This window comes from Aeromicrobium sp. 10G20-16, from assembly GCF_055809665.1.
Window position 1 is genome coordinate 109,772 of the sequence record NZ_CM147919.1, and the last position, 14,626, is coordinate 124,397.

Genomic DNA, 14,626 nt, shown 5'->3' on the forward strand with positions numbered 1-14,626 from the left:
ACCCTTGGCGTTGATGTCGGCGGCCGGGACGTGGTTGAAGGCCTTGACCACCCGGGAGGTCGGCAGCCGGTCCTGCAGCATGCTCGACGTGGTGGTCTCGCCGCGATCGAGCGCCTCGATCTGGCCGTCTCGCTGCGGGTAGTAGTTGTTGGTGTCCAGCACGATCTTTCCGCCGAGGGCCTCGAGCGGAAGCTGGTCGATCGCGCCGAGCGGCACCGTCACGACCGCGACGTCGCCAGCTGCTGCGGCCTCGGCAGCCGTGGCGGCGCGCGCGTGCGGGCCGAGCTGGTCGACGAGGGCGGCCAGCGTCTCGGGATTGCGGGAGTTGGCGATGACGACGTCGTGACCGGCGTCGATCACGGCCTCCGCGACCGCTGAACCGATGTTTCCTGCTCCGATGATTCCGAAAGTGGTCATGCCTGGTTCAGCGTCTCGGCGGGGACTTTCATTCCGTCGATCGCGCCGGAGGCCCCACCAAACTCGTCGCCGACCTCGCCCGCGACGTCGTCGCGCGAACCGTGGGACGACGACGCGTGTCCGTCCTCGTCCATCCCGGCGTCGGCGTCGGCCAGCAGGCGGTGACCGGAGGCGAGCACCGCCACTGCCACGGCGACGGTGACCGCGGCGATGGCGAAGGGGAGGTGGACGTTGAAGTGCTCGACCAGCTTGCCGGCCGCGAACGGCGCCAGGCCGCCGCCGATGAAGCGCACGAAGCCGTAGGCGGCCGAGGCGACCGGGCGCTCGACGGGCGAGACCATCATGACCGCCTGGGTCATCAGGGTGTTGTTGATGCCGATGAAGATGCCGGCGGTGATGACGCAGGCGACCATCAGCGCGGTGTTCGTGGGGCTGATCGCCATGACCGCGAGGTCGACGGTGAACAGCGCGAGCGATCCGTACAGCGAGCGCGCCGTGCCGAACTGCCGCTGCAGCCACGGGGCGCCGATCACCGAGAAGAAGGCGACCAGCAGGCCCCAGCAGAAGAAGACCCAGCCCAGCGCGGTGATCGACAGTCCCATCGGGAACGGCGCGTAGCCCAGCATGGTGAAGAAGCCCCAGTTGTACAGCAGTGCGGTGATGCTCATGGTGAGCAGGCCGCGGTGCCGCAGGGCTCGCAGGGGAGCGCTGAGACTGGTGCGGTGCTCGGGCTTAGGCGTGGAGGGCAGCAGGAATGCGGTGGCGACGAGAGCGATGGCCATCAGGACGGAGACGCCGAAGAAGGGTCCGCGCCAGCTGATGTTGCCCAGCGCGCTGCCCATGAGCGGTCCGGCCGCGATGCCGAGGCCGAGGGCTGCCTCGTACAAGATGATGGCGCCGGCGAAGCCGCCTCGGGCACTGGAGACGATCGCGGCCAACGAGGTGGCGATGAACAAGGCGTTGCCGAGGCCCCAGCCGGCGCGGAAGGCGACGATGCCGCCGATGGAACCGCTGGCGCCGGCGAGCGCCGAGAACGCCACGATGATGACCAGGCCGATCAGCAGCGTGTTCTTAGCGCCGAGGCGGCTGGAGACCCAGTTGGTCACCAGCATCATGACGGCGGTGACCACCAGGTAGCTGGTGAACAGCAGCGTCACCTGGCTCTCGGTGGCGTTCAGCTGGGTCTTCAGCGCCGGGAGGATGGGGTCGACGAGCCCGATGCCCATGAACGAGATGACGCAGGCGAACGCGACCGCGTAGACAGCCCGCGGCTGGTTGAACAGTGACGGCGACCCAGTCGTGCCGGACTCCATTGACCCTCCAGATTGGTTGCTTACCGCAACCAATCTAGCGGAGCCTGCGACTCGACGCCACGATGCGCGACGTGCAGTCGGTCACGTCCTGATGGGCGATCTAGAGGTCGTAGTCGACGACGAGAGGTGCGTGGTCGGACCACCGCTCGGCCCAGCTGTGGGCGCGGTCGACCTCGGCGGTGCGGGCTGCGGCGGCGAGGTCGGGCGTGGCCAGCTGGTAGTCGATGCGCCATCCGGTGTCGGTGTCGAACGCCTTGCCGCGCATGGACCACCAGGTGTACGGGCCGTCGACGTCTCCGGCCAGGCGGCGGTGCACGTCGGCCCAGCCGAGATCGTCGAACCAGCGGTCGAAGTGGGCGCGCTCCTCGGGCAGGAAGCCGGCCTTCTTCTGGTTGCCCTTCCAGTTCTTGATGTCGCGCTCGGTGTGGCCCACGTTGAGGTCGCCGGTCACCAGGCCGTGGTGGCCGGACGCGGCGATGGCGGCCATGCGAGCTCCCATGGCGTCCAGGAACTGCATCTTCTCGTCCTGCTTGGGGGTGCCGGCGCCGCCGGTGGGGACGTACGCGGACACGACGGTGAGGGTCGATCCGTCCGGCAGGGCGAGGTCGGACTCGATCCAGCGGCCGGAGTCGTCGAACTGGGTGTCGCCGGTGCTGACCCGGTGGGTCACCGGGTCGGTGCGGCTGAGCACGGCCACCCCGGCGCGACCCTTGGCGGCGGCCTCGGCGTGCACGACGTGGTAGCCGGTCGGCGCCACCAGGTCGCGGAGGACGTCGTCGGGCGCGCGCACCTCCTGCAGCGTGACGATGTCGGCGTCGCGGTGCGCGAACCACTCCTCGATGCCGGTGCTCTGACCGCGCAGCTTGTTGTAGGAGGCGCGGATCCCGTTGACGTTGACCGTGGCGATGCGAAGCACGCCGTCAGGCTAGCCGCCGGGTCGGACGGTCAGGCGGCCAGTGCGGCGAGCACCACGGCGAGCAGCGGGAGCGTGCCCTGGGTGAGCGCGGCCTGGCGGTACTGCTTCCCGCTGGCGATCAGCACGACCGCCGCAGCGAGCATCGAACCGCACCCGGCGAGCACCAGCGCCCAGCCGGCGGAGCGATCGTCGGCGGTGGCGACCAGGACGATGCCGACCGTCGTCACGAGCGCCAGGAAGAGGTTGTAGAAGCCCTGGTTGTACGCCAGCGGCGCCGTGGTGTCGGCGTCGGCCTGCGAGGCGATGGAGAACCGGCGCCACGTCGACGGCTGCCGCCACGTGATCGACTCCATCGTCCAGATGAACACGTGCAGAGCTGCGGCCAGCGCAGCGAGGATCAGGGCGATCACGGTCATGGTGGTGACCCTAGACCGCCTCAGCAGACCTGACGAGAAGCGGCGCGCCCCGCCGCCCGGCCGGAGAACAGGCAGCCGCCGAGGAAGGTGCCCTCCAGCGAGTTGTAGCCGTGGACGCCGCCACCGCCGAACCCGGCCACCTCGCCGGCCGCGTACAGGCCGTCGATCGGGGTGCCGGTGCCGCCGAGGACCCGGGAGTCCAGATCGGTCTCCAGCCCGCCGAGCGACTTGCGGGTGAGCACGTGCAGACGCACCGCGATGAGCGGGCCCTTCGACGGGTCGAGGATCTCGTGGGGTGACGCGACGCGGATCAGCTTGTCGCCGCGGTACGAGCGGGCCTGGCGCATCGCGGCGATCTGCAGATCCTTGGTGAAGTCGTTGGCGAGCTCGCGGTCGCGCTCGACCACCTGGCGACGCACGTGCTCGAGGTCGAGAGGGGAGTCGGGGGTCAGGCGATTCATGCCGGCGACGAGGTCCTCGATGGTGTCGGCCACCACGAAGTCCTCGCCGTGTCGCTTGAATGCCTCGACCGGACCGGTGGCGCCCGAGGACAATCGCTCCTTGAGCAGCGTGCGGACGCTGCGGCCGGTGAGGTCGGGGTTCTGCTCCTGGCCCGAGAGGGCGAACTCCTTCTCGATGATCGCCTGGGTGAGCACGAACCAGGAGTGGTCGTGGCCGCTCTGGCGCAGGATCTTCAGCGTGCCGAGGGTGTCGAAGCCCGGCAGGCCCGGCACCGGGAGGCGGGTGCCTCCACCGTCGAGCCACAGCGAGGACGGTCCGGGCAGGATCCGGATGCCGTGCATCGGCCAGATCGGGTCCCAGTTCTTGATGCCCTCGACGTAGTGCCACATGCGGTCGCGGTTGACGTGGCTGGCCCCGGCCGCCTCGGCGATGGCGAGCATGCGTCCGTCGACGTGCTGGGGGACGCCGGAGATCATGTGATCCGGGGGAGTGCCGAGGCGATCGGGCCACGCCGCCCGGACGAGGTCGTGGTTGCCGCCGATCCCGCCGGAGGTGACGATCACGGCCTGCGCCGTGAGCTCGAAGTCGCCGATCGAGGTGCGTGACGACGATGCTCCGCGCTGCACGTCGGTCGGTTCGAGCAGCTGGCCGCGGACACCGGTGACGGCTCCGGCGTCGGTGATCAGCTCGTCGACCTGGTGGCGGAACGCGAACGTGACCAGGCCCTGCTCGACGCCGCGGCGGACGATCTTCTCGAACGGCTCGACGATGCCGGGGCCCGTGCCCCAGGTGATGTGGAAGCGGGGGACCGAGTTGCCGTGCCCGCCGGCGAGGCCGCCGCCGCGCTCGGCCCAGCCCACGACCGGAAACACCTGATGGCCCTTGTGGCTCAGCCACGAGCGCTTCTCGCCGGCCGCGAAGTGGACGTACGCCTCGGCCCACTGACGTGGCCAGTGGTCGGTGTCGCGGTCGAACTGCGCGCTGCCGTGCCAGTCCTGCAGGGCGAGGTCGACCGAGTCCTTGATCCCCATGCGGCGCTGCTGCGGTGAGTCGACGAAGAACAGCCCACCGAACGACCAGAACGCCTGGCCGCCCAGGTTCTGCTCGCCCTCCTGGTCGACCAGCACGACCCTGCGGCCGGCCTCGACCAGCTCGGCGGTGGCCACCAGTCCGGCCAGGCCCGCCCCGACGACGATGACGTCTGCGTCCATGGGGCGAGTCTGCCGCACCGACGGCGCGATGCGGGGCCAGGTCTGTCGCCCGCGGGTGTTTTGGCGCTAGGTTTCTCAGGAAACCTTCACCCTTCAGGAGATGTGACCATGGCAGTTGACTTCAAGTCACTTGGAAAGAACGACCAAGGGGCGCTGATCTCCGGCGGCCTCGCCATCGTGCTGTCGTTCTTCGGCAGCTACGTGACGGTGTCCTACGACGGCCCCGGCTCGGCGGCGCTCGGCAACATCTCGGTGGGCACGAACGCCTGGACCAGCTATGCAACGCTCGGCATCCTGCTCGTCGTGGCCTCGACCGCGATCGTCGCCGTCAAGGCGTTCGCGAAGGACAACCTTCCCGACGGAGTCCCCTGGAACCTCGTGGCAGCCGGCACCGCCGGACTCGGCACGCTGCTGCTGATCCTGCGGGCGCTCACGGCAGGTGGCAGCGGCGGTGGCGTCAGCGTCGGTCCCGGCTGGTCCGGCTACCTGCTGTGGATCGCCTGCATCGCGCTGACGGTGTTCACCGTCCTGTCGTTCCGCGACTCCGGTGAGAAGATCCCCGAGATCAACAAGAACGACACCCCGCCCGCGGCCTAGGGGTCCACTGCTCCAGAACCCGCTGGGCCTGACGTTCCGACCCCGACACGCTGGCATGTCGCGTCGAAACGTCAGGCCCAGCGGGAACCACAGGTGCGGGTTCAGGAGGTGAACGGGGGGCGGGCGTCGAGCCTGACCGACTGGCGGCCGGCCCACCGCCACAGGCGCGCCGTGAGGTCGCGGTCCTCGTCGGTGACCAGGTTGCCCATGACACGCAGGGCGACGGTCATCAGCCGGTGCGAGCGCATGCCCACCGGACCGGCGGTCGGCAGCAGCCGCGGAACGGTGAGCAGACCAGCGAGACGGCGGGCGATCGAGAACGCCTCGCCGTAGTGGCGCGTGAGCAGTGCGGGCCATGCGTCGGACAGGTCGTTCTCGGTGGACAACAGCTCGGCGCCGACGCGTCCGGTCTCGAGGCCGTAGTCGATGCCCTCGCCGTTGAGCGGGTTGACGCAGCCGGCGGCGTCGCCGATCAGCATCCAGTTGGGGCCAGCCACGCCGGACACGGCGCCGCCCATGGGAAGCAGGGCGCTGGTGGGGATGCGGAGCTTCTCCGCTCAGGTCCCACTCGGTGCGCCGCAGCGAGGCGTAGTACTCCATCAGCGGCCGGATCTGCAGGTCGGCCGGGCGCTTGGCGGTGGCCAGCGCGCCCACGCCGAGATTCACCTCGCCGTCGCTGAGCGGGAAGATCCAGCCGTAGCCGGGCAGGAGATCGCCTTCCTCTCCACGGAGCTCGAGGTGGGAGGAGATCCACGGGTCGTCGCTGCGGCCGGACTTCACGTACGAGCGACCGGCGACGCCGTATGCGGTCTCGCGGTGCCACTCGCGACCCAGCACCCGACCGAGCGGCGATCGCACGCCGTCGGCGATCACGAGCCGGTTGCAGCTGATCGTGTGCAGGGTCTTGTCGGGACCGACGCGGAAGACGACGGCCGTGACCCGGCCGGACGCATCGCGCTCGGCGTCGACGGCGCGCGCGCCCTCCAGCGGCGTGGCGCCCCACTCGATCGCGGTGCGGAAGATCTTGTCGTCGAGCTCGGTGCGAGGCACCGCCGAGCCCCAGTCGGGCAGCGACCCTCCCGGCCAGGGGAGGAGCAGCTCCTGGCCGAAGCCCGCGGCTCGCAGACCACGGTTCGTGCCGTGGGCGCGCACCCAGTCGCCGAGGCCGAGTCGGCTCAGCTCGTGGATGGCACGCGGGGTGAGGCCGTCGCCGCAGGTCTTGTCGCGGGGGAAGGTGGCCGCGTCGGCCATGACGGTCTCGTGGCCGAGCCGGGCCGACCATGCCGCAGCCGCTGCTCCGGCGGGGCCGGCGCCGACGACGAGCACGTCGGCGTGGCTGGGCAGATCGGTCATGGCTCCAGTGTCCCAGAGGGATGCGCGGGCGTCCGGCGAGGTCGCCTCCGTGGGACCATGGCGCCATGAGTTCCCAGGCAACCTCACCAAAACCTGACGTGCGCTTCGCGAGCCGGGGATCGTCGTACTTCGACGTGATCCTGGCCCTGTTCTGCGTGGTGCTGGTCGTCTCCAACATCGCCGCGACCAAGGGCATCGAGTTCGACGTCGGCTCGTGGTCGATCGGCTCGGTGCAGATCCTGCCGATCATCACCGACGGCGGGGCGTTCCTGTTCCCGCTGGCGTACATCCTCGGCGACGTGATCTCGGAGGTCTACGGGTTCAAGGCAGCCCGACGTGCGGTGTTCACCGGCTTCGCGATGGCGCTGCTGGCGGCCGGCACCTTCTGGGTCGTCGAGCAGGCGCCGGCCGCGTCGTTCTACGAGAACCAGGCGGCCTTCGAGTCCGTCGCCGGCCCGGTCGGACGCATCGTGCTGGCCAGCGTCATCGGCTACGTCGTGGGGCAGCTGGTCAACAGCTACGTGCTGGTGCGGATGAAGCAGCGCACCGCCGAACGGGGCCTCTGGGCCCGTCTGATCGGCTCCAGCGGTGTGGGCGAGGCCGCCGACACCCTGCTGTTCTGCGCCATCGCGGCCGGCGCCATCGGCATCACCGACATGGGTCAGTTCTGGAACTACTTCATCGTCGGCTTCGTCTACAAGGTCGGCGTCGAGGTCGTCATCAGCCCCCTGACCATGGCCGTCATCGGCGTCCTGAAGCGCCGCGAGCCGACGTACTGACGCGTTCGGTTTACCAGCAGGCCCCGGATTCTTGTCACTCCTGTGGGCAAATTTGCCCACAGGAGTGAAGACTTGCCGAGGCCTGCTGGTAAACCGAGAGCGGCCTAGGCCCGGTAGCGGGCGAGGAAGTCGGTCTTGAGGTCGGTGAAGGTGCCGTCGGTGACGGCGTCGCGCATGCGGTCGACCAGGCGCACGATGAAACGCTCGTTGTGGATCGTGCAGAGCGTGGCCGCGTTGTACTCCTTGGCCTTGAACAGGTGGTGCAGGTAGGCCCGCGAGTAGTGGGTGCAGGTGTGGCAGTCGCACTCGGGATCGATCGGCCCGAAGTCGCGGCGGGACGCGGCGACCAGCAGGTTCTCTCGGCCGTCGGGCGTGTAGACCCGTGACGACCGGGCGACCCGCGACGGGCCGACGCAGTCGAACGTGTCGCAGCCGACCTCCACCGCGGCGAACAGGTCCTCGGGCTCGCCGATGCCCAGCAGGTGACGCGGCTTGTCGTCGGGCAGCTCCTCGGTGACCCATCGCACGATGGTGGCGAGATTCTCCTTCTCGATGGCGCCGCCGATGCCGAAGCCGGCGAAGTCCAGGTCCGCGAGTCCGCGCGCGGCCTGCCGCCGCAGGTCCTCGTACTGCGCTCCCTGCACGACGCCGAACAGCGCCTGCGCGGGCTTGTCGGTCCGCTCGGCGCTGAGCCGCCGGTGCTCGGCCACGCACCGTTCGGCCCACGCCTGCGTGCGCGCCAACGACATCTCTTGGTAGGGCCGGGTGTTCATCAGGGTCGTCAGCTCGTCGAAGGCGAAGATGATGTCCGCGCCCAACCGGTGCTGGATCTGCATCGACACCTCGGGGGTGAAGCGGTGCGTCGATCCGTCGAGGTGGGACTTGAAGGTCACGCCCTCGTCGTCGACCAGCGCGAGGCGGTCCTTGCCGTCGGCGATGACCTCGTCGGAGGTGGCGCGCGCGGAGTCCATCGACAGCGTCTTCTTGAACCCGGCACCGAGCGACATCACCTGGAATCCGCCGGAGTCGGTGAAGGTGGGGCCGGGCCAGTTCATGAACGCGCCCAGGCCGCCGGCCTCCTCGACGATGTCGGATCCGGGCTGCAGGTAGAGGTGATAGGCGTTGGCCAGCAGTGCCTGGGCCCCGAGGTCGCCCATCTGCTCGGGCAGGACCGCCCGCACGGCGGCGCGCGTCCCGACGGGGATGAACGCGGGTGTGCGGATCTCGCCGTGCGGGGTGCTGATCACCCCGGCGCGGCCTCCGGTGGGCAGGTCGCTCGTGGGGGTGAACACAGGCCTATCCAACACCCAGGGTCGCGGGGTCCAGCCACCCGGCGATCCAGGTGCCTCCGGCGAGCGCCGCCACGGTGGCGACGATGAACACCAGGTTCCACACCGCCGCGGGCAGGTGGGTGAGGCGGGCCAGCACGTCGGCGTCGCTGGTGCGGGTGCGAGACCTGCGGCGATGGCCCCAGAGGTCGACGGCGGTCCGCGGGCCGGCGATCAGCAGGAACCACGCGACCACCGTGGAGGCGAACACCTGCACCTGCTCGTCGGCCCGGTAGGCGAGCGCGGCCACGGCCGCGGCGCTGAGACCCACCACGACCAGGCCCCACCAGTTGCGGATGAACACCAGCATCCCGGCGAGCACGACGAGTGCCGCCCAGATGGCCCAGGTCGTGTGTCCGGCGTCGATCAGGGCCAGGCTGCCGAGGCCGAGTGCCGACGGCGCGAGGTAGCCGGCCATCGCCGTCGCGATCATGCCGGGGCCTGAGGGTCGGCCGCTGGAGACGGTCAGGCCCGAGGTGTCGGACTGCAGGGTGATCGCGTTGAGCCGCCGACCGGTGGCGACGGCCACCAGCGCGTGTCCCGCCTCGTGGACGAGCGTCACCACGTGGCGGGTGTACGGCCAGACGAACGGCAGCAGGGCCAGGGCGGCGCCGGTGAGTGCTGCGGCCTGCTGGGTGTCCATGTCGGGACCAGCCTAGGAGGCAAGGCACGGCGTCGGCCCTCGGCACGGCTCCACGATTCTGTCCGACCCACTTGCGAGACTGCAGACATGGACTTGGTCATCGTGCTGCTCATCGGTCTGCTGCTCGGCGTCGCGCTCGGCGGTGTCGTCGGGTGGTTGGTGCGCGGCCAGCAGGTTGCCGAGATGCCGGCCGAGGAGCTCGAGGTCCGTGAGGACCCCGCACTGGTCGAGGCGCGTCACCAGCACGTCGTGGCGCAGATCCGTGCCGAGGAGGCGTCCGCCCGCGCTCGGGTCGAGAGTGACCTGGCCGCGGCCAACGCCTCGATCGTCGGTCTGCGAGAGCAGCTGGAGTCCACCCAGCAGCAGTTCGGCGAGATCGTCGCCCAGCACCGTCGCGAGGCCAAGGAGCGCGAGGTCGCCGGGCAGAACGAGAGCAAGGTCCTGCGCAAGCTCGCGCCGGTCGAGTCGCAGCTGACCACCTTGCAGCAGAAGATCATCGACCTCGAGAAGCAGCGCAGCACGCAGCACGGGGCCCTGGCCGAGCAGATCAAGGCCACCCGCGAGAGCGCCGAGCAGTCCCGTTCGGCTGCCCAGACCCTCTCGGCGGCACTGCGCAACAACGCCGTGCGCGGCGCGTACGGCGAGACCCAGCTCAAGACGCTGGTCGAGTCCGCCGGCCTGCTCAACCGCATCGACTTCACCACGCAGGAGTCGATCTCCGCCGACTCCGGCGCTCGCCGGCCGGACATGGTCATCAAGCTGCCGGGCCGCAAGCAGGTCGCCATCGACGCCAAGGTGCCCTACAACGCCTTCATCGACTCCCACCGCGAAGAGCTGAGCGACACCGAGCGCTCCGCACTGCAGACCCAGCACGCCAAGGCGGTCAAGGCGCACGTCGATGCTCTGTCGGGCAAGCAGTACTGGACCGGCCTGAGCGCCAGCCCGGAGTTCACCATCGCCTTCATCCCCAGCGAGGCCATCCTCAACGCCGCGGTCGAGGCCGATCCGAGCCTGCTGGAGCACGCCTTCAGCAAGGGCATCGTGCTGGCCACGCCGGCCAACCTGTGGGCGCTGCTCAAGACGGTCGCCATCACCTGGAAGCAGGAGGACCTCGCCGACAACGCCCAGGAGCTGGTCGACCTCGGCCGCGAGCTCTACAAGCGGCTCGGCACGTTGACCGACCACGTCTCCAAGCTGGGACGTTCCATCGAGCGCACCGTGGCCGACTACAACAAGTTCACCGGATCGCTCGAGGGCCGGGTGCTGGCCACGGCTCGCAAGCTCGATGCTGTCGACGAGGCCAAGCAGCTTGGACACGTCGAGCCGGTCGAGTCGAACCCGCGACCGCTCACCTCTGCCGAGATGACCAGCATCGAGGCGGGAGCGTTCGAGGATCTGCAGCGTCCGGAGATCGATCCGAGCCTCGTCGAGGGCGAGACCTTGTTCTCGGCCGACGAGCAGACGGGCTGACCCACGCCGGACGCATCTCAGTAGGCTCCCGTCCATGGAGCACGCATCGGCGAGTTCGCTGCCCGTGATCGTGGCCTGCATGCCGGAGGACGGGCCCGTGCTGGCCGACGAGCTCGGCCGGTACTCGCGCGACTACGACGTCCGCACCACGACCACCCACGCCGACACGGCCGCGCTGCTGCGCGAGCTGGTGGCCGACGGTCGTCGCATCTGCATGCTGATCGGCGACTCGAGGCTGCCGGACGCGACCACGTTCGAGGCCTTCGCCGACTGGCGCTCGGTGGTGCCGACGGCCAAGCGGCTGATCGTCTCGCCGTTCCGCCACTTCCTCGAGGACGCCCCGGCCTTCCGTGCCGGACTCGCGCGCGGCAAGTTCGACGCCCACCTGCTGCTGCCGCGCGGTGTCCGTGACGAGGAGTTCCACGGCGCGATCACCGAGCTGCTGTCGGACTGGGGCTCCACGGTGGCTGATCCTGAGTCGGTGACCGGCAAGATCATCGCCCACCCTGGTGATCCGCTCGTCGCGTCGATGCGTGACTTCCTGGACCGCATGGGCCTGCCGCACCGCACCTACGCACCGGACTCCGACGTCGGCAGGCACGTCATCGAGGCGTTCGAGGCGACCGATGCCGGAGCGGTCGAGCTGCCCCTGGTGATGGCTGCCGGCCGCCCACCGTTCGTGGTGCGGTCGGTGCGCCAGCTGGCCCGCCAGTTCTTCCAGCGTGGTGCCGGGCTGTCTGACGAGGGCGTCGTCGACGTCGCGATCGTCGGGGCAGGGCCGGCCGGGCTGGCAGCGGCCGTCTACGCGGCGTCGGAGGGCCTCGCGACCGTCGTGCTGGAGACCGGTGCCGTCGGGGGACAGGCCGGCAGCAGCTCGATGATCCGCAACTACCTGGGCTTTCCGCGGGGGATCTCCGGGATGCGGCTGGCCCAGCGAGCCCGCAACCAGGCCATCCGGTTCGGCACGCAGTTCCACACCGGTGTCTCTGTCGAGGGCCTGCAGATCGGCGGCGAGGGCCGTCCGCACGTGCTGCTCACCGACAACGGCGAGCTGCAGGCCCGCGCGGTGGTGGTGGCCAGCGGGGTCGACTACCGGCGCATCGGTGTCGAGTCGATCGAGGCTCTGGTCGGTCGGGGCGTCAGCTACGGGGGAGCGATCACCACGGCACGCGAGATGCAGGGCCGCGACGTTTATGTCGTCGGTGGCGGCAACTCGGCGGGCCAGGCCGCTGTGCACCTGGCCCGGTTCGCGCGGTCCGTGACGGTCGTGGTGCGTCGTGCGTCGCTGGCCGAGACCATGTCGGACTACCTGATCCGCGAGATCGAGACCAACGCCAACATCGCGGTCCGCACCCACACGCAGGTCGTCGACGGCGGGGGAGCCGAGGCTCTGGAGTGGATCACGGTGCGCGGCGCTGACGGCACGCAGGAGACGGTCGATGCCGGTGGTCTGTTCCTGCTGCTGGGAGCCGAGCCGCACTGCGACTGGCTGCCGGAGCAGATCTGTCGCGACGATGCAGGTTTCGTGCAGACCGGACGCGACGTGCCCGCCCGGTTCTGGGTCGACGGGGTGCCGCCGGCCAACCTGGCCACCACGGTGCCCGGGATCTTCGCCGCCGGCGACGTCCGCAGCGGGTCGATGAAGCGCGTCGCCGCGGCCTCCGGGGAGGGTGCGTCGGTCGTGCCGCTGGTGCACGCCCACCTGCAGGACGGGTGAATTCGCGCGTCGCGGACGAGCAGTTCTGGCATTCCGTGGACGCGGAGGCATTTTCGCGGTTCTATGAGTCCCTCATCTACGAGGGAGACGCGCATGGCGGTCGAGGAGGAAGCACCCAGCGAGGGGCTGAAGGCCGGCGCGATCGGATTCTTCGACGCCCTGGTGATCGGCATCAACTCGACGTCGCCGGCGTACTCGCTCGCTGCCGTCATCGGTGCCATGGCTGCCGCTGCCGGGGTGTACGCACCCGGTCTGCTGCTGGCGTCGTTCGTGCCGATGCTGCTGATCGCCTCCGCGTTCTTCTACCTCAACAAGGTCGACCAGGACTGCGGCACGACGTTCAGCTGGGTGACCCGCGCGATGGGCCCGTGGGCCGGGTGGCTCGGCGGGTGGGCGATCGCCATGACCGGCGTGCTGGTCATCGGCTCGTTGGCCGACACCGGCGTCGCCTTCGGTCTGCGCGGCGTCGGGCTGGACAACCTGGCCGACAACACGATCGTGCGCCAGGTGCTCACCGTCCTGCTGATCCTGGGCATGACGTACGTGTGCGTGATCGGCACCGAGGGCTCAGCCAAGCTGCAGAACCTGCTGATCGTGCTGCAGGTGATCTTCCTGCTCATCTTCGCCGGAGTCGCCCTGTACCGCGTCTACACCGACAACAGCAGCCTGGACTCGATCCGGCCGTCGTTGACCTGGTTGAACGCCTTCGGCGCGGGCGGTTCGGCGCTGACGGCGGGTCTGCTGCTCGGCGTCTTCGCCTACTGGGGCTGGGAGTCGGCGGTCAACCTCACCGAGGAGACGCAGGACTCGGCATCGGCTCCCGGGCAGGCGGCGATCTGGTCGACGGTCATCCTGCTGGTCACGTACCTGTCGGTGAGCATCGCGATCGTGGCATACGCGGGAACCGCCTTCCTGGCCGAGAACGCCGACGAGGAGGAGTACATCTTCCCGCTGCTGGCCAATGAGGTGCTGGGCAACTGGGACTGGATCGTGTACTTCGCGGTCGCCACCGCGGCTGTCGCGTCCACCCAGACCACGATCATCCCGGCCTCGCGGACGGCCCTGTCGATGGCTCGTCGCAACGCGCTGCCGAAGCGGTTCGCCAGCATCCACCCGCGCTACCGGACCCCGGACGTGAGCACCTGGTGGGTCGCGGGCATCGCGATCGTCTGGTACCTGGTGATCAACCAGATCAGCGAGAACGCGGCCTTCGACTCGTTGACCGCGCTGGGCCTGCTCATCGCGTTCTACTACGCGCTGACCGGCATCGCGTGCGCGGTCTACTACCGGCACCACCTGCTCGACAGCGCCAAGAACCTGTTCCTGATCGGCATCGGGCCCGTGACCGGATCCATCCTGCTGGTGTGGTTGCTGATCGCCGCCGTGCGGGACCAGGCCGATCCGGAGAACTCCTACAGCGGTGTCTCGTGGTTCGGTCTCGGGCCGCCGCTGGTCATCGGTCTGACGATCGCCGCCGTGGGTGTCGTGGTGATGTTCGTCTGGCGGTTCATGAGCCCGGCCTACTGGGACGAGCGGCCCAGTGTCGTCGATCCCGCAGACGTTCCCACGAAGGGGGCCTGAGATGTCTGTCGTGCTCGGCTACGACGAGTCGCCCGGCGCCGAGCGCGCCCTGTCGGCTGCCATCGAAGTCGCCTCGGCCTTCGGTGAGCCGCTGGTGCTGGTCTACGGCACGGCGCCGCCGGGCTCGCTCGGCGAGGAGTACAAGAGCCAGCGCGCTGCCATCGAGTCCCTCGGCCGCACGGTGCTGGAGCACGCGGTGCAGATCGCCACCGAGGCTGGTGTGCCGACCACGGTGGAGCTGATCGACCAGAAGCCGTCGCAGGCGTTGCTCACCGCCGCCGATCGTCACGACGCACGGGTGATCGTGGTCGGGTCGTGGGGCGAGAGCCCGCTGCGTGGCGCGATGCTGGGTTCGACCCCGCACAAGCTGTTGCACCTGTCGCGGCGGCCGGTGCTCTGCGTTCCGGCCTACGAGTAGCCGAT

General features: G+C 69.6%; 13 protein-coding genes and 2 pseudogenes. 6 read left to right on the forward strand and 9 right to left on the reverse strand.

Going from position 1 to position 14,626, the window contains the following annotated elements; genetic code table 11:
* Positions 1–201: 201 nt before the first annotated feature.
* The 5 genes and pseudogenes from AC0L5F_RS00440 to AC0L5F_RS00460 form a co-directional block, all read right to left on the reverse strand.
* Positions 202–417: pseudogene (locus tag AC0L5F_RS00440) on the reverse strand (NAD(P)-binding domain-containing protein); the annotation flags it as partial.
* A complete protein-coding gene (locus AC0L5F_RS00445) occupies positions 414–1,730 on the reverse strand; it encodes an MFS transporter (RefSeq protein ID WP_473314639.1) in 1,317 nt (438 codons plus the stop codon). The pseudogene AC0L5F_RS00440 and the gene AC0L5F_RS00445, both read right to left, overlap by 4 nt.
* 100 nt (positions 1,731–1,830) lie before the next feature.
* Positions 1,831–2,613 carry an exodeoxyribonuclease III gene (locus AC0L5F_RS00450; protein WP_473316225.1) on the reverse strand — a complete coding sequence of 261 codons (783 nt, stop codon included), beginning with the start codon at positions 2,611–2,613 and terminating at the stop codon, positions 1,831–1,833.
* A 62-nt stretch (positions 2,614–2,675) separates the two neighbouring features.
* Positions 2,676–3,062, reverse strand: a complete 387-nt coding sequence (locus tag AC0L5F_RS00455) for a DUF1304 domain-containing protein (RefSeq protein WP_473314640.1) — start codon at positions 3,060–3,062, stop codon at positions 2,676–2,678.
* Between the two features lie 20 nt (positions 3,063–3,082).
* A complete protein-coding gene (locus AC0L5F_RS00460) occupies positions 3,083–4,735 on the reverse strand; it encodes an FAD-binding dehydrogenase (protein ID WP_473314641.1) in 1,653 nt (550 codons plus the stop codon).
* 108 nt (positions 4,736–4,843) lie between these two features.
* Here AC0L5F_RS00460 and AC0L5F_RS00465 point away from each other — a divergent pair, with 108 nt between their 5' ends.
* A complete protein-coding gene (locus AC0L5F_RS00465; protein ID WP_473314642.1) occupies positions 4,844–5,332 on the forward strand; it encodes a hypothetical protein in 489 nt (162 codons plus the stop codon).
* 101 nt (positions 5,333–5,433) lie between these two features.
* Here the strand turns inward: AC0L5F_RS00465 and AC0L5F_RS00470 are convergent, their stop codons facing one another.
* Together AC0L5F_RS00470 and AC0L5F_RS00475 are read right to left on the reverse strand one after the other, a co-directional pair.
* Entirely contained in the window at positions 5,434–5,838 is a 405-nt protein-coding gene (locus AC0L5F_RS00470) for a hypothetical protein (protein ID WP_473314643.1), read from the reverse strand.
* 364 nt (positions 5,839–6,202) lie between these two features.
* A pseudogene (locus AC0L5F_RS00475) lies at positions 6,203–6,685 on the reverse strand (NAD(P)/FAD-dependent oxidoreductase); the annotation flags it as partial.
* Positions 6,686–6,750: 65 nt separating this feature from the next.
* Between AC0L5F_RS00475 and AC0L5F_RS00480 the strand changes: the two are divergent.
* A complete protein-coding gene (locus AC0L5F_RS00480) occupies positions 6,751–7,464 on the forward strand; it encodes a queuosine precursor transporter (RefSeq protein ID WP_473314645.1) in 714 nt (237 codons plus the stop codon).
* Positions 7,465–7,568: 104 nt separating this feature from the next.
* On the opposite strand, the gene tgt is transcribed toward AC0L5F_RS00480, so the two are convergent.
* The gene (gene tgt / locus AC0L5F_RS00485; protein WP_473314646.1) at positions 7,569–8,756 is read right to left on the reverse strand and encodes a tRNA guanosine(34) transglycosylase Tgt; all 1,188 of its coding nucleotides are present in this window, start codon (positions 8,754–8,756) and stop codon (positions 7,569–7,571) included.
* 4 nt (positions 8,757–8,760) lie between these two features.
* Positions 8,761–9,435 (reverse strand): M50 family metallopeptidase, encoded by a 675-nt coding sequence (locus tag AC0L5F_RS00490; protein ID WP_473314647.1) that lies wholly within the window; start codon positions 9,433–9,435, stop codon positions 8,761–8,763.
* An 87-nt stretch (positions 9,436–9,522) separates the two neighbouring features.
* Between AC0L5F_RS00490 and AC0L5F_RS00495 the strand changes: the two genes are divergently transcribed.
* The 4 genes from AC0L5F_RS00495 (at position 9,523) to AC0L5F_RS00510 (ending at position 14,621) form a co-directional block, all read left to right on the forward strand.
* The gene (locus AC0L5F_RS00495) at positions 9,523–10,905 is read left to right on the forward strand and encodes a DNA recombination protein RmuC (RefSeq protein WP_473314648.1); all 1,383 of its coding nucleotides are present in this window, start codon (positions 9,523–9,525) and stop codon (positions 10,903–10,905) included.
* Between the two features lie 34 nt (positions 10,906–10,939).
* Positions 10,940–12,622 (forward strand): NAD(P)/FAD-dependent oxidoreductase, encoded by a 1,683-nt coding sequence (locus AC0L5F_RS00500; RefSeq protein WP_473314649.1) that lies wholly within the window; start codon positions 10,940–10,942, stop codon positions 12,620–12,622.
* A gap of 93 nt (positions 12,623–12,715) precedes the next feature.
* Entirely contained in the window at positions 12,716–14,203 is a 1,488-nt protein-coding gene (locus AC0L5F_RS00505) for an APC family permease (protein WP_473314650.1), read from the forward strand.
* Position 14,204: 1 nt separating this feature from the next.
* Positions 14,205–14,621 (forward strand): universal stress protein, encoded by a 417-nt coding sequence (locus AC0L5F_RS00510; RefSeq protein WP_473314651.1) that lies wholly within the window; start codon positions 14,205–14,207, stop codon positions 14,619–14,621.
* Positions 14,622–14,626 lie beyond the last annotated feature (5 nt).